This window comes from Pseudomonas sp. JC1203, from assembly GCF_056175065.1.
Map to the genome: position 1 here is coordinate 203,037 of NZ_JBWCAM010000003.1, position 22,975 is coordinate 226,011.

Here is a 22,975-nt window from a genome sequence, read left to right on the forward strand (position 1 = left end):
GCCTATGTACCTGGGCATCGACTGCGGCACCCAAGGCACCAAGGCGCTGTTGCTGGACCCGGCCAGCGGCCAGGTACTGGGCCAGGGCAGCGCACACCATGACATGATCAGCGCCGCCAATGGCCGCCGCGAACAGGACCCGGCGCAGTGGGTGGAGGCGCTGTGCACGGCGGTGGCCCAGGCGCTGGCCGAGGCTGGCGTCGACGGCAAGCAGGTGCGCGGCCTGGGCGTATCGGGGCAACAGCACGGCCTGGTGCTGCTGGACGCCAGCGGCCAGGTGCTGCGCCCCGCCAAGTTGTGGTGCGACACCGAGTCCACCGTGCAGAACCAGCGCCTGCTCGAACAACTGGGTGGCACCGAGGGGTCGCTGGAGCGCCTGGGCGTGGCCATCGCCCCCGGCTACACCGTGTCCAAATTGCTATGGACCCAGGAAGAACACCCCGACGTGTTCCGCCGCATTGCGCGCATCCTGTTGCCCCACGACTACCTGAACTTCTGGCTGACGGGACGCGCCTGCGCCGAGTATGGCGACGCCTCCGGCACCGGCTACTTCGACGTGCGCAACCGCCAGTGGGATGTGCAACTGCTGCGCGACATCGACCCCGACGGCCGCCTGCAGCAGGCGCTGCCGGAGTTGATTGGCCCGCGCGACAGCGTCGGCACGCTGCTGCCCGACGTGGCGCGGCGCCTGGGCCTGAGCCCGCAGGTGCGTGTGGCCAGTGGTGGCGGCGACAACATGATGGGCGCTATCGGCACCGGCAACATTCAGCCGGGCGTGGTGACCATGAGCCTGGGCTCATCGGGCACCGTGTACGCCTACAGCGCCGAGCCCACGGTGAGCCCCGAGCCCGAGGTGGCGACCTTCTGTTCCTCCAGCGGTGGCTGGTTGCCGCTGATCTGCACCATGAACCTGACCAACGTCACCAGCGCCGTGCGCGAGCTGTTCGCCCTGAGCATCGAGGCCTTCAACCGCCAGGTGGAAACGGCCCCCATCGGCGCCGACGGCGTGCTGATGCTGCCGTTCCTCAACGGCGAGCGCGTGCCCGCCCTGCCCCTGGCCACCGGCAGCCTGCAGGGCCTGACCGCCGCCAACCTGAACGCCGCCAACCTGTGCCGCGCCGCGGTGGAAGGTACTACCTTCGGCCTGCGCTACGGGTTGGACCTGTTGCGCGCAGGGGGCCTGGCCAGCCACAGTATCCGCCTGATCGGCGGCGGTGCACGCAGCGCGGTCTGGCGGCAGATGGTGGCCGACATCATGAACACCGAAGTCACCTGCCCCCGGCACACCGAGGCCGCCGCCCTGGGCGCGGCCATCCAGGCCGCCTGGTGCGACGGCGCAGGCGAGCTGGCCAGCCTGTGCCAGCGCTGCGTGCAGCTGGACCCTGCCCACGGCGCGCAGCCGATTGCCGCCAACGTGCAGGCCTACGAACAGGCGTACCGGCACTATCGTCAGCGCCTTGAGGCGCTGTGAATTCATAGGGAGTCATTATGTATCTGGTGTGTGGCGAAGCACTGTTCGATTTTTTCTGCGAGCCCGAGCGCTATGGCCAGGCCGCGCGCCTGGGTTATGAGGCGGTGGCCGGCGGCTCGCCCTTCAACGTGGCAGTGGGCCTGGCGCGCCTGGGGGTGGGCTCGGCGCTGTTCGCCGGGGTGTCCGACGACTTTCTGGGGCAACGGTTGCGTACGGTGCTGGCCGGCGAAGGGGTGGCCGACCACTACCTGCACGGCTTCGATGCGCCCACTACCCTGGCCATGGTCGCCGTGGGCGCCGACGGCAGCCCGCAGTACAGCTTCCGCGGCCAGGGCTGCGCCGACCGGCTGCTGACCCTGGCCCACCTGCCCGTGCTGGACGACAGCGTGCACGGCCTGCACTTCGGCTCGTTCTCGCTGGTGGTGGAACCGGTGGGCAGCACGCTGCTGGCCTTGGCGCGGCGCGAACACGACCAGCGCCTGATCAGCCTGGACCCCAACGTGCGCCTCAATCCAGCCCCGGACATCGGCCTGTGGCGGCGGCGCATCGGCGAATTCGCGGGCCTTGCGCACCTGATCAAGGTCAGCGCCGAGGACTTGGCCTTGCTGTACCCCGACCGCACCCCCGACGACATCGCCGGCCAATGGCTCAACGAGCACTGCCAGCTGGTATTCGTCACCCAAGGCGCTGACGGCGCCAGCGTGTACAGCCGCCAGCACGGCCACCTGAGCGCACCCGCGCAAGCGGTGGCGATGGCCGACACCGTGGGCGCCGGCGACACCTTCCAGGCGGCCCTGCTGACGTGGCTGGCCGAGCACCAACTGGACTCGCCACGTGGCCTGGCGACGCTGCAACGGGAGCAACTTCAGGAAATTCTGCACTTCGCGGTGCAGGCGGCGGCGCTCACCTGTGCGAAGGTCGGCCCTGACCTGCCCTACCGCCACCAGCTGAGCTGACTTTCCCTTCCGCCCGGGGTACGCCCGTACCCCGGCCGGCCATCCGGCCATGGCAAAACCCCGTGTTTCAAGGCTTGCAGCCAATCGCCCAATAACGAACTTGCACTAATTGATTAATACCTAATCGGAAACTTATCAGTCACGCTCAGAAAGTTCTTACAGCATTATCGGAAACTTCAAAACTTGACGTCCTACATCTGCACCGCGAATTGACCAACACCCCCGCCGCTTCATGGATAAAACAATTCGCTGTTCGCACAAAACATTTAAATACGCCATTTACAGAGGCACTGGCTGCCACTATTCTCTGTTGCCGCAGGACCATCGAATTATCAATTCCGTGACATTGCAAGTTGGCCCCAGGCGCCGTCGCAAGGCCACTGTCGCCCCACCACAGCCCGCCAGGCCTTAATAGATGATTGGAGAATAAAAGTGTCCAGACTCGCCGAGTTCCGCGCCGCAGAAAGAGCCCTACAGGCCCAGCTTGCCCAGCTGGAATCCCTGAAGAATGACGCCGGTTTGAAAAGGGAAATCGAGTTCGAGCACAAGCTGCAGGCACTGATGAAGGAGTACGACAAGGGGCTGCGCGACGTGGTCGCCATCCTCGACCCCAACCGCGACCTGCCGCGCCAGCCCTTCCAGCACGTGCGCGCACACCGCCGGCCACGCGTGGTGAAGGTCTACGAGAACCCCCACACCGGCGAGCTGATCGAGACCAAGGGCGGCAACCACCGCGGCCTCAAGGCGTGGAAGCTGCAGTACGGGCGCGACACGGTTGAAAGCTGGCTACGCGGCTGACGAAAGGTGGGGCGGACAATTTTTTTTCACAGGATTTTCACACCGGATCTTCCAGGATGGAATCTGCTAATGGAATAGCGCCCCAATGCCCGCTTCGGCGGGCTTCTTATTGCCTGCGATTTGCTATTTCCCCACTTGGCATTTGGCCTGGGCGCTACAGTTGCGTATCATGGCAGCCCTTACAAGAACTCTTATCCCGCCACGGCGCCATGCCCGGTCGTTGCGTCGATATTCTTTTTTCCTGTTCTGGAGTTCCCATGAGCCTGCACGATTTGAACACCTTCCCTGGCGTCACCGCCGAACCTGATGCCGCCACCCGCAACTTCGTCTTCAACCACACCATGCTGCGCGTGAAGAACATCGAGAAGTCGCTGGACTTCTATACCCGCGTGCTGGGTTTCAGCCTGGTTGAAAAACGCGACTTCCCTGAAGCCGAGTTCAGCCTGTACTTCCTGGCCCTGGTGGACAAGGCCCAGATCCCGACCGACGACGCCCAGCGCCACACCTGGATGAAGTCGATGCCAGGCATCCTGGAACTGACCCACAACCACGGCACCGAAAACGACGCCGACTTCGCTTACCACAACGGCAACACCGACCCGCGTGGGTTTGGTCACATCTGCGTGTCGGTGCCTGACATTCAGGCGGCGTGTGAGCGCTTTGAAGCGCTGGGCGTGGACTTCCAGAAGCGTTTGACTGATGGGCGCATGAAGAATATTGCGTTTATCAAGGACCCGGATGCTTACTGGGTAGAGATTATCCAGCCGAACTTCTAAACCCAGCCAAGCGCCGCGCAACCGCGTTTGATCTGCTTGTGATCTGCTTGTGATCTGCTTGTGATCTGCTTGTGATCTGCTTGTGATCTGCTTGTGATCTGCTTGTGATCTTGATCTGGCTTCTGATCTTGATTGTATGCCCCGTAAAGCGCCCGGGCCGATTGGAGGCGTCGATCAACGGGCTGCCCGAAGGGCCGAGGCCGCAGGCCGAAGAGACGGTAACCCGCAGGCTTCTATAGCGGGTACCGTCTGCCCGTTGAGCGGCGCCGGAAGGAGGGGACCCGTAGCGCAGCGTAGGGCCCAAGCAGGGGCAAGCGTTTTTTGCTTACTTTTTTTGGCGTCTGAAAAAAAGTGAGTCGGCGTAAGGCCGAAACGGTCGGTGGTCGCACCGCGAAAATGGATATATTCGACATCGCCGAAGCGGGATACAGAATCCGCGAACATATCCATTACTCCAGTCGGCCCTGACGCTTTATGGGGAACACCATCAAGATCAACGGCCGCACGGGATCAAGATCAAACGCAGTCCGCGGCGTTTTCGCGTTCTGCGGGGATTAAAAAAGCCCGCAGACCTCACGGTCAGCGGGCTTTTTTATGGCCAGATGCAATCAGGCCGGCGCAGAAGTCCGAATCAAGTGATCAAACGCCGCCAACGAAGCCTTGGCCCCCTCCCCCAACGCAATCACGATCTGCTTGAACGGCACCGTGGTCACATCCCCCGCCGCAAAAATACCCGGCAAGTCCGTCTCACCCCGCGCATCCACCATGATCTCGCCACGCGGCGACAACTCGATGGTGCCCTTGAGCCAATCGGTGTTTGGCAACAGGCCAATCTGCACGAAGATACCTTCCAGCTCCACGGTGTGGGTTTCACCGCCCTGACGGTCCTTGTAGCGCAGGCCGTTGACCTTCTGGCCATCGCCAGTCACTTCGGTGGTCAAGGCGCTGGTGATCACGGTGACGTTGGGCAGGCTGTGCAGCTTGCGCTGCAGCACCGCGTCGGCACGCAATTGGCTGTCGTATTCGAGCAAGGTCACGTGGGCAACGATACCGGCCAGGTCGATGGCCGCCTCGACACCCGAGTTGCCGCCGCCGATCACCGCCACGCGCTTGCCCTTGAACAGCGGGCCGTCGCAGTGCGGGCAGTAGGCCACGCCGCGGTTGCGGTACTCTTTCTCGCCTGGCACGTTCATTTCGCGCCAGCGCGCGCCGGTGGCCAGGATCACGGTCTTGGCCTTCAGGCTCGCGCCGCTGGCGAAGCGCACTTCATGCAGCTGGCCGTCCTTGCCCGGAATCAGCGCCTCGGCGCGCTGCAGGTTCATGATGTCGACGTCGTACTGCTTGACGTGTTCTTCCAGCGCCACGGCCAGTTTCGGGCCTTCGGTGTGCTGTACCGAGATGAAGTTTTCGATGGCCATGGTGTCCAGCACCTGGCCGCCAAAGCGCTCGGCAGCAACGCCGGTGCGGATACCTTTGCGCGCGGCGTAGATGGCCGCTGCGGAACCGGCCGGGCCACCGCCCACTACCAGTACGTCGAACGCCTCTTTGGCGTTGAGTTTCTCGGCGGCCTTGTCGCCGGCGCTGGTGTCGATCTTCGCGAGGATTTCTTCCAGGCCCATGCGGCCCTGGCCGAACACCTCACCGTTGAGGTACAGGCTGGGCACCGCCATCACCTGGCGGGCGTCGACTTCGGCCTGGAACAGCGCGCCGTCGATAGCCACGTGGCGCACGTTGGGGTTGAGCACAGCCATCAGGTTCAGGGCCTGGACCACGTCCGGGCAGTTCTGGCACGACAGCGAGAAGTAGGTTTCAAAGTTGAATTCACCCTTGAGCCCGGCGATCTGTTCGATCACATCGGCGCTCGCTTTCGAAGGGTGGCCGCCCACCTGCAGCAGGGCCAGCACCAGCGAGGTGAACTCGTGGCCCATGGGGATACCGGCAAAACGCAGGCTGATATCCGCGCCAGGGCGGTTGATGGAGAACGACGGCTTGCGCGCATCATTCCCATTGTCCAGCAGCGTGATCTTGTCCGAAGCGGACTGAATGTCACGCAGCAGGGCGAGCAATTCCTGGGATTTCGCGCCGTCATCAAGGGACGCGACGATCTCGATCGGTTGGGTGACCCGTTCCAGGTACGACTTCAACTGGGCTTTAAGATTGGCGTCCAACATGCGGGCGATTCCTTTTCAATACAGTATAAAAAACAACGCCCGGGCGAATTCGCCCGGGCGCTTTCAGGGCGATGATGGTGTTACGGGATGACGCGACTCATCATCGTCATGAGGTCTTAGATCTTGCCGACCAGGTCCAGCGATGGAGCCAGGGTGGCTTCGCCTTCTTTCCACTTGGCTGGGCAGACTTCGCCTGGGTGGGCAGCGACGTACTGGGCAGCCTTGACCTTGCGCAGCAGCTCGGAAGCATCACGGCCAACGCCGCCGTCGTTCAGTTCAACGATTTTGATCTGGCCTTCAGGGTTGATCACGAAGGTGCCACGGTCAGCGATACCGGCTTCTTCGATCAGCACGTCGAAGTTGCGCGAGATGACGTGGGTCGGGTCGCCGATCAGTGGGTACTGGATCTTGGCGATGGTTTCCGAGGTGTCGTGCCAGGCTTTGTGGGTGAAGTGGGTGTCGGTGGACACGCCGTAGATCTCTACGCCCAGGTCTTTGAATTGAGCGTAGTTGTCAGCCAGGTCGCCCAGTTCGGTTGGGCAGACGAAGGTGAAGTCGGCTGGGTAGAAGAACACGACAGACCATTTGCCTTTCAGATCGGCTTCGGTGACTTCTACGAACTTGCCGCCGTGGTAAGCCTGGGCTTTGAAAGGTTTGACTTGGCTGTTGATGATCGGCATCAGTAAATCTCCATGGGTTGTCGAAGGGGGTGAAAACTTTGTAGGGCTCATCCTAGCCAAGTGAGCACCCGAGCGCTCATTGGCAAAGCTGATGTGCGTGATTGGTTTTCCCTATCACGGAACCTAATATATAGAAGAATTGCATGAAGATCAGTTGTAGGCGAAGGTGAATGTCGCCAGGGCCCCGGCGCTGCCGGCGGAAACCGCCGGCGCTGTCTGGATGTAGCGCGCCCGCAGCGGCACTTCGAACACTGCCTGGCCATGGGCCACGGAGCCTGCGTGCCATTGCCCAGGGTTGCCGAGCTGGCTGGAATCGGCGCCCAGGCTGACGACCTGGCCATCGGCGCGCAGTACCTGCACGCCGATGCCGCGGGCAGTGGCATCGTTGCTCAAGTTGAGCACGGTACTGCGGTTGCCCGGGTCGGTGGCGTCAGTGAGGGTCATCCACACGAACAACCTGCCGCCACCACCGCCGCCTTCGCAGTTCATGCGCACGCTGAATGGCACCAGTGGCGAGCCGCTGCCCGGCCCGTTGAAATCCTGCGCGCGGTGCTCGCCCAGGTTGACCCTGAGCTCGGTGCTGGCGGGCGCCACGCTGCAGGTGGGTTTATCGAGCACCACCAACGGGGCGCCCGAAAGCTCCAGGCGAGTAGCCTGGAGCGTGCCATAACGTCGCGAAGCGGCCAGGTTCGCCAGCTGCAGGCGCCCCTCCTGCAAAGGCCCGGTCTTGATCAATTCAACGATATAGGATGCAAACGGTGTGTAATGGCCGGCATTCACCGGGCTGACGCGCCGTGGCCAGTACTGCGTCTGCTGCTCGGCCAGTTCCCTGATGCGCAACCCCACCCCTGGCACGCTGGTGGCATAAACCCCATCACCGCCCTGCTGGGGACCGGGTTCAACGGTCCAGCCGACATCCAGGGTATCGGCCTGGCTGCACTGCAATCCGGCACCAGCACCGGAAAAACTCTGGCTGAACAGCACCCCACCATCACTGATCTGCGCCGACACCACGATGCGTTCCGCCAGCACCGCCTGGGTCACCGCCGTGCCACTGCCCGGGTAGAATTCGCACTCGGCCCGGGCCACGCCGGCGACGACCACCAGGCTGGCCAGAACATGTTTCATCAATGCTTTCATGACCGCTCTCCTTGCTCTGGCAGGCACAGCGCGCTGATCATCTGCCACGCTGCGCCCTCCTCCTTGATTTCGTAGTCGGCGACGCAGCCCTGGCTGCCCTGCTCGCCCCAACGGGCGTGCAGTCGGCCTTGGCGCTGCACGCCCCGGGCCAGTACGCGACTGGCCTGCCCCACCCTGCCCAGCACCTCGCCACTGGCATCGGTGACCTGGGCACCAAACGGCAACGTGCCGCCATCAGCCAGGCTCAGCTCGATCACCGCCGTGCGCCCCGAGCGGGTCGGGTAGCGCACGAACGCCACCGCGCCGGCGCGGGGGGCCACTTCCTGGCTGTTGGTGCTCAGTTCCACTTCCAGCGGCAAGCCCTTGGGGTCTATGTCGATGCGGTTGAGCTGGTAGGGCGCCAGGTGCGGCACCACGGCATGACCGTTGCGGTCGACCCGCAGCTGGCTACCGTTGACCACCCGTGCGCCCTTGGCATCGGGCACCTGGACCACGGCGAATGTTTCCGCCAACGGCTGGGACAAGGTGAAACCGCCCGGGTGCGCGACCACGCCGCCGCGCGCGCCCAGCGACAGCTGCCGGCTGTGCTGGCCTTGCCCCAGCGAGGCACTGAACTCGCCAAAGGGTTCGCGCCAACCACCATGAGCGGCTACGCTGCCGGCGCCCGGGCGGTCGCTGGCGCTGGCCGTCGCGCCGTAGTTGAAGCGCTCGCTGCCGGTGCGCAAGCCCAACTGCGCCTGGCTACCCAGCGCCCCGTGGTTGACGCCGGCCGAGAGGCTGCCCTGGCGCTCGGCCAAAGGCAGGCTCAGGCTCAGCTGCCACACAGTGTCCTGCACGCCAAGGCGGTCATGCTCACGACTGGCGCCAAGGCTGTAGCTGAGCACACCAAAGCGGTGGGCATACCCCAGCGAATACCCTTGGCGAACCGCGCCTTGCCAGGCGCTGGACTGCCAGGCACTGGCATTGAGCTGCCCCCAGCGGCTGCCCAAGGGCTGGTTTAGCGACGCCGAGGCACGCGCACGCTCGTGCCAGGCCCCGGTTTGCCGGCGGTAGGCCTCAGCCATCGGCTGGTAGCCAGGGTTGGTGGCCTGCTGATAGGCCAACCCCAGGCGCGTGTCGCTGGCCGTCAGCACGGTTGCGTATGACAGGCGCAGGCGCTCGCCCTGCGCCGACTGTGCCTGGGCGCGCGCCACGTCCAGGCCCACGGCACCCGCCGTGGTATTCAACGCAGCGCCCAACAGCAGCTGGCGGTATTCAACGGCCATGGTCACACCGGTGTAAGCAGTCACCTGGTCGTTCAAACCCCGTTGCCAGGTACCTTGGCCAAACCACGGCGAGGTGCCCAGCGTACGATCATCCAACTGGCCCACGCTCAGGCCAAAGCGCGACTGCCCTGCGCGCAAAGCCAGCGGCGCGGCGGCGTTGGTCACGGTAAAATGCTGATTGCTGCCATCGGCTTCGGTAACGGTGACCGCCAGGTCGGCCCCCTGGCTGGCGCTGTACAGGTCGTCGATCACATAGGGGCCCGGGGGCACCAGCACCTCGCGCAATAGCCGGTCACCCTGACGGATCGCCACCCTGGCGCTGCCCCGTGCCACACCACGTACCACCGGTGCAAAGCCGCGGCGCGAGGCCGGCAGCATGCGCTCGTCGCTGAACAAGTGCAGCCCCAGCAGGGGCTGGGCGTCCAACAGGTCACCCTGAGTGCGAACCTGGCCCACGCGCAACTGCGCGCCCCAAGGCGCCAGCTCGCGCTGCAGGTAATGGCTCAGGGGTTGATAGCCGCCGCTACTCGACACATTACCCTGGTGGCGCCATTGCCAAGTGCCCAGGTTGACCCCACTGGAAAACCCGGCATACCCCTGGGTGGTGCCCCCCTGATCACCGTTCACGTCGTACAGGCTCAGGTCGTAGCTGCTGAAGGCGGTGCTCACGCCCCAGTCCCAGAGGTCGGCGGGCACGTAGCCACTGGGCTGGCGCACCAGCCAGGCCTGGGGAATGTCGAGCGCCAGGCGTTGCTCGGAAAAATCCAGGTGCTCGGCGGCCTCGGCGATCCATTGATGCAGCGCGCGGCACTGCGCGGCATCGTCTGGCAACGCCTCCACCGCCACGCCCAGGCGCCGCAGCAACGGCACATCGAGGCAGGCCTGTGCGCTGTCTTCGCCTGGGGCGAGCCGGTAGGGAACCAGCAGCCGCCCTACCGGCTGCTGGTTCACCGCCACCTGCAGCCAGTATTCGCCAGGCAGTACCCGCGCCGGCTGGGCGAAAGCGCTCAGGTCGACATCGCCGGCAACCCCGGGGCGCAGGAAACGCTGCTCGAAATGGGTGGCTTCGGTGGCCCAGGCCATGTGCAGATAACCGCCCGCCAGCGCAGCCAGCAGGCGCTTGCACAGGCAGTTCATGGCACCCCGACCGCAACCTTGCCGGGCCGACCCGCACCATAATCATCCAGGGCGATGTAGCTCACCTGGGCGGTACCGCCTCGTCCAGGATTACCCTGCAGCGCAAAGCGCATGTGCCCCAGCGGCGGCACGTAGCCTGCACCGGCGTCCAGAATACCGCCTGCGACCTCCAGGCTGACCGCGCCCAGGTTGACGAAGAACGGGCTTGGGTTGCTTGCCTCGACGAACCATTGCGCACCGTCGCGCACCACCGTCCAGCCAACGCCTGCAGGCGCCAGGGCGGCCTGGCCGGCGAGCCCATCAGGGCGGAATATCAGTTTGATGCGGGTACGGATGGCCATCTGCAACGAGTTTCCGGCCTCCTCACCGCGCGGCGGAATCTGTAGCACGTTCAGCCAGTACAAGGTTTCCCGGTCGGCCGCCTGGGGCTCGCCGGTGTGCATCAGCCGCAAGGCCTGGCCGTTGCCGGCCTCCATGCGAAACATGGCCGGGGTGACCAGAAACGGCACCTTGAGGGTCTGGGGATCGGCATTCGCATCCCCCTCGTCCACCCATACCTGCAGCAACGCAGGCGTAGGGTCGCGGTTGAGCAATTGCACCGTCACTTCGGCTGAATGAGCCGGGTAGATCACACGCGTGGCGCCAATGATCACGCTGGCGCAGGCAGGCCCTGCCAGCAGCAAGGCGGCGAGCAGCACAAGAACAGGTTTGAACATCGAGGGCTTCCCTTCACACACAACGGGGTGCGCCGGCCGGCGCAGAGCCGGGCCGGCGCAGGTCTATCACTGGTACACGAGGGAGTAGAAGACGTGAGTACTGACCTGGCCAGCGGTCACGCTGTTGTCTGCAGTAGCGACGTACTGGGCGAAGTAATCGAGCGAGGCGCCGCCACCCGCGATGTCCACCACCTGGGAGTTCTGCGCCCCGGCTGCACGGTTCAGCAACATCGGCTCGGCGCGGTCATTGAGCAGGGCCACTTCGACATTGCTCGCCTGGTTCACACCGAAACCATTGATCAACCGGCCGGTATCAGGGTTGATGGTGGGACCCGCCTCGAAGTAGGTGGCAACCTTGCCGGTATCGGGGTCGCAGTTGCTCAACACCAGGTTGAAACGAGTGGTGCCTGCCCCGGCACCCGCCACCTTCAGCGCGGTAGTGGAAACAGGCGGCAGGGTGACGATTAAATCGGGATGGCCGGCGTTGATGTCGCAGGTACTGCCGGTGACTTCACCGTTGAATTGGATCTTGCCATCGGCGGCCATGGCAGCCGGCAGGGCCAGCACGGCACAAACGCCAGCCAGCAACGCAGCATAGTGAGTTTTCATGGAAGTGTTCCTCGTCCAGATTGAGATGACCGACAGCGTTCAATCGCTGCCGGAGCGCAGTAGTGCGCCCAGCCAGTATGTAATTTGGCTACTCAAAAGGAACGTCAGAGGAAGCTGCCGAACGTGTAGGAACTACGTGCCGAGATTATCGGAAAGGATTTTCAACCCCGGCATGGCAGCGCTAAACCGCGGTTTTAAAAGATGTAACTGGAAACGTAAAAGGCAAAAAAAAGGCCCCGGCAGATGCCCTGAAAGGGATCCACCGAGACCTCCTGAACCTTACACGCAGTACATTTTGATACGTATCAGCGTGTAGCAGTCCGCATGGTCACGAATTCCTCCGCTGCCGTCGGGTGCACGCCGATGGTTTCGTCGAACACCTGCTTGGTCGCGCCGGCCTTCAAGGCCACCGCCAGCCCCTGGATGATTTCGCCGGCCTCCGGGCCGACCATGTGCACGCCCAGGACGCGATCGGTGTTGGCATCCACCACCAATTTCATCAGCGTGCGTTCCTGGCACTCGGTGAGGGTCAGCTTCATGGGGCGGAAGCGGCTTTCGAAGATTTTCACCTCATGGCCTTGCTCCAGCGCCTGTTCCTCGGTGAGGCCCACGGTGCCAATGTTCGGCAGGCTGAATACGGCAGTGGGGATGTAGGCATAGTCCACCGGGCGGTACTGCTCGGGCTTGAACAGGCGGCGGGCCACGGCCATGCCTTCGGCCAGGGCCACCGGCGTCAGCTGCACGCGGCCAATCACGTCACCCAGGGCCAGGATCGACGGCTCGCTGGTCTGGAACTGCTCGTCCACGGCGATGAAGCCCTTGTCGTCGAGCTTCACCGAGACGTTCTCAAGGCCCAGGTTGTCGAGCATCGGGCGGCGCCCGGTGGCGTAGAAGATGCAGTCCGCCTCCAGCACGCGGCCATCCTTGAGGGTGGCGGCCAGGGTGCCGTCGGCCTGCTTGTCGATGCGCTGGATGTCGCTGTTGAACTGCAGGTTCAGGCCGCGCTTGGTCAGTTCTTCGCTCAAGTGCTCGCGCACCGAGCGGTCGAAGCCGCGCAGGAACAGGTCCTTGCGGTACAGCAGCGTGGTATCGGCGCCCAGGCCGTGGAAAATCCCGGCGAACTCCACGGCGATGTAGCCGCCGCCCACCACCAGCACGCGCTTGGGCAACTGGGGCAGGAAGAACGCCTCGTTGGAGGTGATGGCGTACTCGCGGCCCGGAATGTCCGGAATCTGCGGCCAGCCACCGGTGGCGATCAGAATGCGTTCGGTGCTGAAACGCTGGCCATCGACTTCCACGTGGTGGGCATCGACGATACGCGCATGGCCTTCGAGCAGCGTCACGCCGCTGTTGACCAGCAGGTTGCGGTAGATGCCGTTGAGGCGCTGGATCTCGCGGTTCTTGTTGCCGATCAGGGTTTGCCAGTTGAAATCGGCTTCGCCCAGGGTCCAGCCGAAGCCTTGGGCCTGCTCGAAGTCCTCGGCGAAGTGGGCGCCGTACACCAGTAGTTTTTTCGGCACGCAGCCAACGTTGACGCAGGTACCGCCCAGGTAGCGGCTTTCCGCCACGGCCACCTTGGCGCCAAAACCGGCGGCAAAGCGCGCCGCGCGTACACCGCCGGAACCGGCGCCTATTACGAACAGATCAAAATCGTGGGCCATTGCTTGAGTCTCCTTGGCAGAGGGCCAATATATCGCAAAGCGCAAACGAAAACGCCGCGGCCTTTGGGGGCCGCGGCGTCAGGTACTGCGCTTACCCGCCTGGCGTCAGAACGCCTTGCCGGTCTTGTAGAAGTTTTCGAAGCAGAAGTTGGTGGCGTCGATGTAGCCTTCGGCGCCGCCGCAGTCGAAACGCTGGCCCTTGAACTTGTACGCCAGCACGCAACCGGCCTGGGCCTGTTTCATCAGGGCGTCGGTGATCTGGATCTCGCCACCCTTGCCTGGCTCGGTCTGTTCGATCAGGTCGAAGATGTCCGGGGTCAGGATGTAGCGGCCAATGATGGCCAGGTTCGACGGCGCATCTTCAGGCTTTGGCTTCTCGACCATGCTGTTGACGCGGTAGATGTCGTCGCGAATCATTTCGCCGGCGATGACGCCGTACTTGTTGGTTTCCGACGGGTCGACTTCCTGGATGGCCACGATCGAGCAACGGAACTGGTTGTACAGCTTGACCATCTGGGCCAGCACGCCGTCGCCTTCCAGGTTCACGCACAGGTCGTCCGCCAGTACCACGGCGAACGGTTCGTCACCGATCAGCGGGCGGCCGGTGAGGATGGCGTGGCCCAGGCCTTTCATTTCGGTCTGGCGGGTGTACGAGAAGGTGCATTCGTCCAACAGCTTGCGAATACCGACCAGGTATTTTTCCTTGTCGGTGCCCTTGATCTGGTTTTCCAGCTCATAGCTGATGTCGAAGTGGTCTTCCAGGGCGCGCTTGCCGCGGCCGGTCACGATGGAAATCTGGTTCAGGCCAGCTTCCAATGCCTCTTCGACACCGTATTGGATCAGTGGCTTGTTGACCACCGGCAGCATTTCCTTGGGCATGGCTTTGGTCGCTGGGAGGAAGCGAGTGCCGTAACCGGCTGCTGGGAACAAGCATTTCTTGATCATATGAGTCCTTACAAAGGGCTGTGCTTACGAGTTTCGGCGCAGTCTAATCAGGCGGAGGCCACGTTACAATGCCCCGCCCCCCGGCCAACCAATGGAGAAATAGAGAAAACCTGTTACGGATAGTTCCGCGCGGGATACAAATTTACGCCACCGTACTGGTTTTAGCAGCAATTGCGCCAGGCGCAAGGCAGAATTTCACGCCAGGGCTATTCGCCGCCCACCGCCTTGTATAGCATCAGGCGTCCCCGATGGCGCAGCCTGCGCCCCGGCAGGATGGCCGCCGCTCGTGCCGCCGCCCTTCCACATTTTCCTGTGATGAAACAATCGATGAACAGATTCCTGGTACTTTTCGCGGTCCTGGCCCTGGGTGGGTGCGCGTCCGCTACCCCCACGGTGCTGAAGAACGGCAAGCAGGGCGTGAGCATCGACTGCTCGGGCGCCGCCGCGTCCTGGGATGCCTGCTACCAGAAAGCCGCCGACGCCTGCACCAGTGGCCGCTATGACACCGTGGGCACCAGCGGCGCCGGGCCCAAGGACAGCGACAAGACCCTGGGCGCCGACCTCGGCAACTACACCAGCCGCACCCTGACCATCATGTGCAAATAACCCGTAGCCCTACTCGCCAGAGATACACGCCGTAACCGCCCGCTGCACGTCATGCGGGCGAATCGGCACGTTGGCGATACGTTCATGCAGCCGAATGCTGCTGCCGTCGTTGGAGCGCTTCTCGATGTCGATAACCGCCGCCGGGTCCGACGACAGTTTCTGCGGCACGATCACCCGGTACCCTTCACGCCAGGGTTCGACCGTCGACGGCTTGCGGGTCTGGGCCAGGTGCTTGACCACGCAATCACTGTATTCGCGGGGCGATTTCCCGGAAATGACGCCCATTGTCTCGGGCGTTTTCTCGATGTCCGAGACACTGGCGCAACCGCCCAGCAAAGCCACCACTGCCACCCACGCCCATTTCATAGACGAACTCCCTTGCAAAAGACTCTGTGACCGCTCAAGTGGCCATTTGCTCCACCTGGTCGCAAATTTTCCTGCGCACTGCATGAAACGCGGCGTCGCGAAGCCTGCCATGGTATCGTTTTGGTTTGCCAAAAGATGCATCCCGGAGATTCACATGAAATTCGTACACCAGCGCGAGCACCTCAACGAAGATGACCTGGTCGTCATCGAGTGCTCCCAGCGCTGCAACATCCGCCTGATGAGCGACGCCAACTTCCGCAGCTTCAAGAACGGCGGGCGTCACACCTACCATGGCGGCCAGTTCGATACCTTCCCGGCCAAGATCACCGCGCCCAGCACCGGTTTCTGGAACATCACCATCGACACCACCGGCGCCAAGCTGGCCATGGGCGCGCACCGCAAGGCGTTCACCCACAAGATCAAGATCGTGCGCCGCTCGGCCTCCAAGTTCAGCTGATTCCCTTCGCAGGTAACCCTCGTGACCAAGTACGTGATCCATTACAAAATCAACGGCGAACGCCGCTGGGACTTCGCCCACCTGGAAACCGGCTCGCTGGAAGAAGCCCAGGCGGCCCTGGCGGCCATCCACGGTGACAGCGACGAGCCCATCACCGAGATCCGCGTCAGCAAGGCGCTGTAGGCGCCCTGCCCCGCCTGCCATGCCATGAGCCTGGAACTGTTCGACGAGGCGGCCACGCGCCAGCCGCCACGGGCCGAGCAAATAGGCCCGCAGACCTTCGTGCTGCGCGCCTTCGCCCTGCCTTTCGTCGATGAGCTGCTGCCCCCCTTGCGCAGCGTGCTCAAGGCCGCGCCGTTCCGGCGCATGGTCACCCCCGGCGGCCAGACCATGTCGGTGGCGCTGAGCAACTGCGGCGCCCTGGGCTGGACCACCGACAGCCACGGCTACCGCTACACCCCGCGCGACCCAAGCACCGGCCTGCCCTGGCCAAGCCTGCCCGAGGTGTTCCGCCGCCTGGCCAGCGAAGCCGCCGCGCAGGCAGGGTTCGCAGGTTTCGTGCCCGACGCCTGCCTGATCAACCGCTACGTGCCCGGCGCGCGCATGTCCCTGCACCAGGACAAAAACGAGCGCGACTACGACGCCCCCATCGTGTCGGTGTCCCTGGGCCTGCCGGCCATGTTCCAGATGGGCGGCCTTGCGCGCAGCGACCGCCCGTTGCGGGTGCCGCTGCTGCACGGCGACGTGATGGTATGGGGCGGCGTGGATCGCCTGCGCTTCCACGGCGTGCTGCCGCTCAAGGAAGGCACGCACGCGGTGATGGGCCCGCAGCGCATCAACTTCACCCTGCGCAAGGCCGGTTGAGCACCGCAACCGGTTTTTTGTGGGAGCTGGCTTGCCAGCGAGTTGTTGAAGCCCCAAAAGCTCGCTGGCAAGCCAGCTCCCACAGAACCCGAAGGCGGCGTCAGGGCGCGCCAAACAACTCGCTGATCCACCCCACCTGCTGGTTCACCTCCGCCAGCTTCGCCGCCGGCACCGGCTGCCGCGCACGGGCAAACTGCGCCAGGGTTTTACGCCGCTGGCGCAGCACATGCTGCCACTTGAGCAAAAACGCCGGGCTGCGCGCCTGCAGTTGCAACGGGCCAAAATACAGCTCGCGGTCGCTGTAGCTGACCGGCCCGCTGCGTTCGGCAACGATGATCTCGTAGTCGAACCGGTTCTCGCGCAGCACTTCCTCGTGGAGGATGCGGTAGTGGTTGTCCATCAACCACTGCCGCAACGGCTGCTCGCCACCATTGGGCTGCAGAATCAGCCGCTCGCGGCCGCTCAGCCGCGTGGCGCCAGCCGTGAGGATATCGCGGATGGTCTCTCCGCCCATGCCGCACAGGGTGATGGCGGTAATGCCGTCGCCCGCCTCGATGGCCGCCAGGCCATTGGCCAGGCGCACGGTCACCAGCGCCTCCAGGCCGTTGTCGCGCACCGTGCGCTGGGCCGCCTGGAACGGCGTCAGCGCCACCTCGCCGGCCACCGCCGCGGCAATCGCACCACGGCGCAGCAGCGCCACCGGCAGGTAGCCGTGGTCGGAGCCGATATCGGCTAGGCGCGCCCCGGCCGGCACCTGCGCGGCCACGCGCGCAAGGCGCGCGGACAATGTCTGTTGGTTCAACTGCAAACCCCTTGCTACCGCGAACGTCCAGCCCTGGCGGCCGGATCGGGCGGCGATTCTGTCGGGGTGCTGCCGGGATTTCAACTGGCACAGGCATTTTTTGCGCGCCGCTGAAACTACTTGCGCGCCGCTTCGGTCAGTCATTGTGACGCCCGTCCACACCGGTCGCGGCCCCGCCCCGAGGCTTGCGCTTGAACACCAATTCGTCCCACCAGAGCGGTGTGGCGCTGGACGCGCTGAACTTCTTCCTGGCCGATGTGCGCGACGGCCTGGGGCCGTACCTGGCCATTTACCTGCTGGCCGAACATCACTGGACCGCCGCGCAGATCGGCACGGTGATGACCCTGGCCGGCCTCGCCGCACTGGTGGCGCAGACGCCCGCCGGCGCGCTCATCGACGGCACCCACGCCAAGCGCGCCACGGTGATCATCGCCGCCCTGCTGGTGACCGCCAGCTGCCTGGTGCTGCCCTGGACCGCGTCGTTCACCTGGGTGGCCATCACCCAGTCGCTCAGCGCCGTGGCGGCATCGGTGTTCGCCCCGGCCATCGCTGCCCTGTCCCTGGGCCTTGTGGGGCCGCAGGCGTTCACCCGCCGCACCGGGCGCAACGAAGGCTTCAACCATGCCGGCAACGCCGTGGCCGCGCTACTGGCCGGCGCCCTGGCCCTGTGGCTGGGGCCCACGGCAGTGTTTTACCTGATGGCGTTCATGGCGTTGGCCAGTGTGTTCGCCACCTGGCGCATCGACGCCAGCGCCATCGACCATGAACAGGCCCGCGGCCTTGCGCACACCGCGCAAGCCGCCACCACCCCGGCCCTCGACGTGCTGCTGGGCAACCGCCCGCTGCGTACCCTGGCGCTGTGCTGCGCGCTGTTCCACCTGGCCAACGCAGCCATGCTGCCGCTGGTCAGCCAGAAGCTGGCGTTGCATGACCTGGCCCTGGCCACGCCACTCACCTCGGCCTGTATCATCGCCGCCCAGCTGGTGATGGTGCCCATGGCCTGGCTGGTCGGTGCCCGCGCCGACCAGTGGGGGCGCAAGCCGCTGCTGCTGGCCGGCTTCCTGATTCTGCCGTTGCGCGGGGTGCTGTATACCCTGTCCGATGACGCTGTCTGGCTGGTGGCCATCCAGACCCTCGACGGCATCGGCGCCGGCCTGTTCGGCGCGCTGTTGCCACTGATGGTCAAGGACCTGACCCGTGGCACCGGCCACTTCAACGTGGCCCTGGGCGCAGTGACCACCGTCTTCGGCCTGGGCGCCGCACTGAGCGCCGGGCTAGCCGGGCTGGTGGTGCAATGGGGCGGCTACAGCGCCGGCTTCCTGACCCTGGCCGCAGTGGCCTGCGCGGCATTGCTGTTGCTGTGGTTGAAAATGCCGGAGACACTGCCCGCCACAGACACTTCCCCTACCCTTGCCCGAGCCCGCTGAATGCCCTTCACCCCCACGCAACTGCTGATCTGGGCCGTCGCCCTGCTGGCCACCCTGGGTATTGTCCTGCGCCCCTGGCGCTCGCCGGAATACGCCTGGGCCGCAGGCGCCGCGCTGTTGTTGACCGTCACCGGGCTGATCCCGCTGCCCAGCGCGCTGGCGGCAGTGGCCAAGGGCACCGACGTCTACCTGTTCCTCATCGGCATGATGGCGCTGGCGGAACTGGCCCGGCAGAAAGGCCTGTTCGACTGGCTGGCCATGGTCGCCGCCGGCCACGCCAGGGGCTCGGCAACGCGGCTGTTCGACCTGGTGTTTCTGGTCGGCACCCTGGTGACCGTACTGCTGTCCAACGACGCCACCGCCGTGGTGCTGACCCCGGCGGTGTACGCAGCCGCCCGCGCGGCTCGCGCCGAGCCGCTGCCGTACCTGTTCGTCTGTGCCTTCATCGCCAACGCTGCCAGCTTCGTGCTGCCGATTTCCAACCCCGCCAACCTGGTGGTGTTCGGCAGCCACATGCCGCCGCTGCTGACCTGGCTGGCACACTTCGGCCTGCCGTCGCTGGCCGCCATCGTGCTGACCTACGCGGTGCTGCGCTTCACCCAGCGCCATGCGCTGCGCGCGCCGCTGGCTACCGAGTTCACCACGCAGCCGCTGACCACCAGCGCGCGGCTGACGGCCTGGGGCATCGGCCTGACGGCGGCAGTGTTATTGCTGGCCTCGGCACTGGACTGGCAACTGGGGCTGCCAACGTTCTGCGCCGGCCTGGCCACCGTGCTGGGCGTGCACCTGCTGGAACGCGCCAGCCCGCTGCCGGTGCTGCGCCATGTGGCGTGGGGGGTGTTGCCGCTGGTGGCCGGGCTGTTCGTGCTGGTGGCCGGGCTGACCCAAACCGGGCTCACCACCTGGCTGGCGCGGGAATTGGCAGCGCTGGCCGCACAGTCACCCACCCAGGCCGGCTGGCTGGGTGGCGTAGTGATTGGCGTGGCCAGCAACCTGATCAACAACCTGCCGGCGGGATTGATCGCCGGCTCAATGAACCAGATCGCGCCGCTGCCCACGGCCACCACCGCCGCGTTGCTGATTGGCGTGGACCTGGGCCCAAACCTGTCGGTGACCGGTTCGCTGGCGACGCTGCTGTGGCTGATCGCGGTACGGCGCGAGGGGGGGCACGTCAGCGCCCTGGGGTTCCTGCGGCTGGGGGCGCTGGTGATGCCGCCGGCGTTGCTGGCGGCGCTGGCGTTGATATGACGCGGCGTGGCGGCCGCTGCTACGCGATTGCGTTCGGGATCAATGCCCTGCCTTCATCGCCGCCACCAACTTGTCGACGTTGTAATGGAACATCTTCGCGTAGGTGGGCGCCGGGCCGTCCGCCGGGCTCAGGGCCTCCACGTACAGCTCGCCACCCGGCTGCGCGCCGGTGGCCGCGGCAATCTGCTTGACCAGGCGCGGGTCGCCGGAGTTCTCGAAGAAGTAGGCGCTGACGTGCTCGCCCTTGATCTGCCGGATCAGCTTCGACACGTCCGCCGCCGACGCTTCGTTCTCCGTGGAGAAGCCCAGCGGCGACAGGAACGTCACGCCATAGGCATCACCGAAATAACCGAAGGCGTCGTGGGAAGTCAGCACCTTGCGCTGGGCCTTGGGGATGCTGGCAATCTCGCTGCGGGCGTAGCGGTCCAGCGCCTGCAACTGGTCGATGTAACGGTCGCCATTGGCCTGGAATTCGGCGGCGTCGGCGGGGTCGGCCTGCTTCAGCGCGGCGACGATGTTACGCACATACACCACGCCATTGGCGGCGCTGTTCCAGGCGTGCGGGTCGGTGATCTGCTGGCCGTCCTCCTCCATGCTGCGGGTCTTGATGCCCGTGGACAGCACCACCGGCGTGCCCTGGTAGCCCGAGGCGGTGATCAGGCGGTCCATCCAGCCTTCCAGGTGCAGGCCGCTGACGAAGGTGAGGTCGGCGTGGCGCAGGGCCTGGGCATCCGCCGGGGTCGGCTCGTACACATGGGGGTCGCCGTTTGGGCCGATCAGCGAGGTCACGTGCACGTGCTCGCCACCCACGGTGTGCACCATGTCGGCAATCACGGTGAACGAGGCCACCGCTTCCAGGGGCTTGGCCTGGGCCAGGCTGCTGAACGCGGACAGGGTGAACACGGCGGCAGCCACAAGGGGGGTGCGTTTCATGGTGGTCCTTCAGTTTGACAGGTGGGGTTGGGGGAAGAAGCGCCGCAGCATGCCGCTGCGACCGAACAGCACCGACACGCCGTAGAAAGCGCTGGCGGTGAGCACTATGGCGGGGCCGGAAGCCACGCCCAAGTGATAAGAGACGATCAGTCCAATCAGCCCTGACAGCGTCGCGATCAGGGTCGAGATCAGCATCAGCGCGGTCAGCGAGGTGGCCCAGAAGCGCGCGGCGGTGGCCGGCAGCATCATCATGCCCACCGCCATCAGCGTGCCCAGGGCCTGGAAACCGGACACCAGATTGAGCACCACCAGCAGCAAGAACAGCACGTGGTACAGCGAGCCGCGGCCGCCCACGGCGCGCAGGAAGCCGGGGTCGAAACACTCCAGCACCAGTGGCCGGAAGATCAGCGCCAGCAGCATCAGGGTGAACGAGGCGATGCCGGCGACCATGTAGATGGCCTGGTCATCAATGGCCAGGATGGTGCCGAACAGCACGTGCAGCAGGTCAATGTTGGAGCCGTGCAGCGAGACGATCATCACGCCTGCGGCCAGCGAGGTCAGGTAGAAACTGGCGAAGCTGGCGTCTTCCTTCAGCGTGGTCAGGCGGCTGACCAGCCCGGCCAGCAGCGCCACGGTGAGCCCGGCGATCAGCCCGCCCAGGCCCATGGCCGGCAGCGACAGGCCGGCCACCAGAAAGCCCAGCGCCGCCCCCGGCAGCACCGCGTGGCTCATGGCGTCGCCCACCAGGCTCATGCGCCGCAGCATCAGCAGCACGCCCACCGGCCCCGAGCCAATGCCCAGCGCCAGGCACGCCACCAGCGCGCGGCGCATGAAACCGAACTCCACGAACGGCTGCACCAGGTTGGTATAGAGCATCATGGGCGCTCTCCCGTATCGGCGTGGCACAGCTCGGCATCGGCGCTCCAGAACTCGGCCATGTTGCGGGCCTGGCGCAGGTTGGCGCTGCACAGCACCTGGGCGGTGGCGCCCCAGCCAATGTTTTCGCGGGCCAGCAACAGGGTCTGCGGGAAGTGTTCGCGTACCTGCTCAAGGTCGTGCAGCACCGCGATCACCGTGCGGCCCTGGCCGTGCCAGGTGCGCACCAGCCGCAGCAGGTCGTGGGTGGTGCGCGCGTCGATGGCGGTGAAGGGCTCGTCCAGCACAATCAGTTGTGCGTCCTGCACCAGCAGGCGGGCGAACAACACGCGTTGCAACTGCCCGGAGGACAGCGAGCCGATGTTGCGCGCCTCGAAGCCTTCCAGCCCCACGGCAACCAACGCCTCGCGAGTGCGCCGGGCCTGGCCGCCGGTGAGCGCGTGCCAGGCGCCGATCTGGCCCCAGGCGCCCATTGCCACAGTGTCGGCGACGCTGATGGGAAAGCTGCGGTCGATCTCGGCGGCCTGCGGCAGGTAGCCGATGGCGCGAGCGCTGAGGCCGCCCAGGCGTACCTGGCCCTGAGCCGGCTTCATCACACCGACGATAGCCTTGATCAGCGTCGACTTGCCGGCGCCGTTGGGGCCGACCACGGCGGTGAGGCTGCCGGCGTCGAACCGGCCGCTGACGTGGTGCACGGCAGCGCGGCGTTCGTAGGTGACGGTCAGGTCTTCAAGGATGACGGCGGCGCTCATGGAATGGCCACCGCCCAGGCGACAGCGGCCCACAGCAGGGCCAGGGGCAGCAATGACAGGGCCAGGCGCTGGAGCGCGGAGCGGGTCAGGGTGGAGAGAGGATAGGGAGCCACGGAGGGTTACTCGACAAGATTTGTTACACTATAACATTGCAATATTGAGATCTGTCCAGTGCCGTTTGATGAAATCGTGGGGAATGGGATGCGGCCTGTGGGAGCTGGCTTGCCAGCGAGCTGTTGGGGCCATAAAAGCTCGCTGGCAAGCCAGCTCCCACAAGACAGGTGCTGCTACGGGGATCGTGGGGCGGCGGGGTCAGGGC

Annotated in this window: 23 protein-coding genes; 10 read left to right on the plus strand and 13 right to left on the minus strand. The window is 65.1% G+C overall.

Features of this window, described 5'->3' with window-relative positions; all coding sequences use genetic code 11:
• Window positions 1-4 precede the first annotated feature (4 nt).
• The 4 genes from xylB to gloA all read left to right on the plus strand — a co-directional run bounded on the left by xylB (window position 5) and on the right by gloA (window position 4,001).
• Complete coding sequence (gene xylB / locus AC0SZ7_RS06285) at window positions 5-1,471, plus strand: xylulokinase (protein WP_475503564.1); 1,467 nt, start codon at window positions 5-7, stop codon at window positions 1,469-1,471.
• A 17-nt stretch (window positions 1,472-1,488) separates the two neighbouring features.
• Entirely contained in the window at window positions 1,489-2,427 is a 939-nt protein-coding gene (locus AC0SZ7_RS06290; protein WP_475503565.1) for a carbohydrate kinase family protein, read from the plus strand.
• A 432-nt stretch (window positions 2,428-2,859) separates the two neighbouring features.
• Window positions 2,860-3,225: a histone-like nucleoid-structuring protein, MvaT/MvaU family gene (locus AC0SZ7_RS06295; protein WP_475503566.1), complete on the plus strand. Its 366-nt coding sequence runs from the start codon at window positions 2,860-2,862 to the stop codon at window positions 3,223-3,225.
• Window positions 3,226-3,482: 257 nt separating this feature from the next.
• A complete protein-coding gene (gene gloA, locus AC0SZ7_RS06300; RefSeq protein WP_475503567.1) occupies window positions 3,483-4,001 on the plus strand; it encodes a lactoylglutathione lyase in 519 nt (172 codons plus the stop codon).
• Window positions 4,002-4,609: 608 nt separating this feature from the next.
• Here the strand turns inward: gloA and ahpF are convergent.
• From ahpF to galU, 8 genes are all read right to left on the minus strand, one after another.
• Window positions 4,610-6,172: an alkyl hydroperoxide reductase subunit F gene (ahpF, locus tag AC0SZ7_RS06305; protein WP_475503568.1), complete on the minus strand. Its 1,563-nt coding sequence runs from the start codon at window positions 6,170-6,172 to the stop codon at window positions 4,610-4,612.
• Between the two features lie 116 nt (window positions 6,173-6,288).
• The gene (ahpC, locus tag AC0SZ7_RS06310; protein ID WP_027977611.1) at window positions 6,289-6,852 is read right to left on the minus strand and encodes an alkyl hydroperoxide reductase subunit C; all 564 of its coding nucleotides are present in this window, start codon (window positions 6,850-6,852) and stop codon (window positions 6,289-6,291) included.
• Between the two features lie 150 nt (window positions 6,853-7,002).
• Window positions 7,003-7,992 carry a fimbrial protein gene (locus AC0SZ7_RS06315; protein ID WP_475503569.1) on the minus strand — a complete coding sequence of 330 codons (990 nt, stop codon included), beginning with the start codon at window positions 7,990-7,992 and terminating at the stop codon, window positions 7,003-7,005.
• A complete protein-coding gene (locus tag AC0SZ7_RS06320; RefSeq protein WP_475503570.1) occupies window positions 7,989-10,394 on the minus strand; it encodes a fimbria/pilus outer membrane usher protein in 2,406 nt (801 codons plus the stop codon). The genes AC0SZ7_RS06315 and AC0SZ7_RS06320 overlap by 4 nt, the downstream gene beginning before the upstream one ends.
• Complete coding sequence (locus tag AC0SZ7_RS06325) at window positions 10,391-11,110, minus strand: fimbrial biogenesis chaperone (protein WP_475503571.1); 720 nt, start codon at window positions 11,108-11,110, stop codon at window positions 10,391-10,393. Before AC0SZ7_RS06325 ends, AC0SZ7_RS06320 begins: the two co-directional genes overlap by 4 nt.
• A 66-nt stretch (window positions 11,111-11,176) precedes the next feature.
• Window positions 11,177-11,719, minus strand: a complete 543-nt coding sequence (locus AC0SZ7_RS06330; RefSeq protein WP_475503572.1) for a fimbrial protein — start codon at window positions 11,717-11,719, stop codon at window positions 11,177-11,179.
• A 305-nt stretch (window positions 11,720-12,024) separates the two neighbouring features.
• Window positions 12,025-13,380 carry a glutathione-disulfide reductase gene (gene gorA, locus AC0SZ7_RS06335; protein WP_475503573.1) on the minus strand — a complete coding sequence of 452 codons (1,356 nt, stop codon included), beginning with the start codon at window positions 13,378-13,380 and terminating at the stop codon, window positions 12,025-12,027.
• 105 nt (window positions 13,381-13,485) lie between these two features.
• Complete coding sequence (gene galU / locus AC0SZ7_RS06340; protein WP_027977606.1) at window positions 13,486-14,325, minus strand: UTP--glucose-1-phosphate uridylyltransferase GalU; 840 nt, start codon at window positions 14,323-14,325, stop codon at window positions 13,486-13,488.
• A gap of 327 nt (window positions 14,326-14,652) precedes the next feature.
• Between galU and AC0SZ7_RS06345 the strand changes: the two genes are divergently transcribed.
• Window positions 14,653-14,931 (plus strand): hypothetical protein, encoded by a 279-nt coding sequence (locus tag AC0SZ7_RS06345; RefSeq protein WP_475503574.1) that lies wholly within the window; start codon window positions 14,653-14,655, stop codon window positions 14,929-14,931.
• A 9-nt stretch (window positions 14,932-14,940) separates the two neighbouring features.
• Here the strand turns inward: AC0SZ7_RS06345 and AC0SZ7_RS06350 are convergent, their stop codons facing one another.
• A complete protein-coding gene (locus AC0SZ7_RS06350) occupies window positions 14,941-15,297 on the minus strand; it encodes a hypothetical protein (RefSeq protein ID WP_475503575.1) in 357 nt (118 codons plus the stop codon).
• 154 nt (window positions 15,298-15,451) lie between these two features.
• Here AC0SZ7_RS06350 and AC0SZ7_RS06355 point away from each other — a divergent pair, with 154 nt between their 5' ends.
• Genes AC0SZ7_RS06355 through alkB form a run of 3 tightly spaced genes read left to right on the plus strand, consistent with a single transcriptional unit; the run spans window position 15,452 to window position 16,618 of the window.
• Complete coding sequence (locus AC0SZ7_RS06355; RefSeq protein ID WP_027977603.1) at window positions 15,452-15,754, plus strand: DUF1883 domain-containing protein; 303 nt, start codon at window positions 15,452-15,454, stop codon at window positions 15,752-15,754.
• Between the two features lie 21 nt (window positions 15,755-15,775).
• Window positions 15,776-15,937, plus strand: a complete 162-nt coding sequence (locus tag AC0SZ7_RS06360) for a hypothetical protein (protein WP_475503576.1) — start codon at window positions 15,776-15,778, stop codon at window positions 15,935-15,937.
• A gap of 24 nt (window positions 15,938-15,961) precedes the next feature.
• The gene (gene alkB / locus AC0SZ7_RS06365; RefSeq protein WP_475503577.1) at window positions 15,962-16,618 is read left to right on the plus strand and encodes a DNA oxidative demethylase AlkB; all 657 of its coding nucleotides are present in this window, start codon (window positions 15,962-15,964) and stop codon (window positions 16,616-16,618) included.
• Between the two features lie 100 nt (window positions 16,619-16,718).
• Here alkB and AC0SZ7_RS06370 read toward each other — a convergent pair whose 3' ends face one another.
• Window positions 16,719-17,420, minus strand: a complete 702-nt coding sequence (locus AC0SZ7_RS06370; RefSeq protein WP_475503578.1) for a tRNA (adenine(22)-N(1))-methyltransferase — start codon at window positions 17,418-17,420, stop codon at window positions 16,719-16,721.
• Between the two features lie 191 nt (window positions 17,421-17,611).
• On the opposite strand from AC0SZ7_RS06370, the gene AC0SZ7_RS06375 reads away from it, so the two are divergent.
• Together AC0SZ7_RS06375 and AC0SZ7_RS06380 are read left to right on the plus strand one after the other, a co-directional pair.
• Window positions 17,612-18,847, plus strand: coding sequence for an MFS transporter (locus tag AC0SZ7_RS06375; protein WP_475503579.1), 1,236 nt, complete (start codon window positions 17,612-17,614; stop codon window positions 18,845-18,847).
• Window positions 18,848-20,095, plus strand: coding sequence for an arsenic transporter (locus AC0SZ7_RS06380; protein ID WP_475503580.1), 1,248 nt, complete (start codon window positions 18,848-18,850; stop codon window positions 20,093-20,095).
• A gap of 39 nt (window positions 20,096-20,134) precedes the next feature.
• On the opposite strand, the gene AC0SZ7_RS06385 is transcribed toward AC0SZ7_RS06380, so the two are convergent.
• Genes AC0SZ7_RS06385 through AC0SZ7_RS06395 form a run of 3 tightly spaced genes read right to left on the minus strand, consistent with a single transcriptional unit; the run spans window position 20,135 to window position 22,656 of the window.
• On the minus strand, window positions 20,135-21,028 hold the full coding sequence (locus AC0SZ7_RS06385) for a metal ABC transporter substrate-binding protein (RefSeq protein WP_475503581.1): 894 nt from the start codon (window positions 21,026-21,028) through the stop codon (window positions 20,135-20,137).
• Window positions 21,029-21,037: 9 nt separating this feature from the next.
• Window positions 21,038-21,907, minus strand: coding sequence for a metal ABC transporter permease (locus AC0SZ7_RS06390; protein WP_475503582.1), 870 nt, complete (start codon window positions 21,905-21,907; stop codon window positions 21,038-21,040).
• Complete coding sequence (locus tag AC0SZ7_RS06395) at window positions 21,904-22,656, minus strand: metal ABC transporter ATP-binding protein (RefSeq protein WP_475503583.1); 753 nt, start codon at window positions 22,654-22,656, stop codon at window positions 21,904-21,906. Before AC0SZ7_RS06395 ends, AC0SZ7_RS06390 begins: the two co-directional genes overlap by 4 nt.
• Window positions 22,657-22,975: the final 319 nt, after the last annotated feature.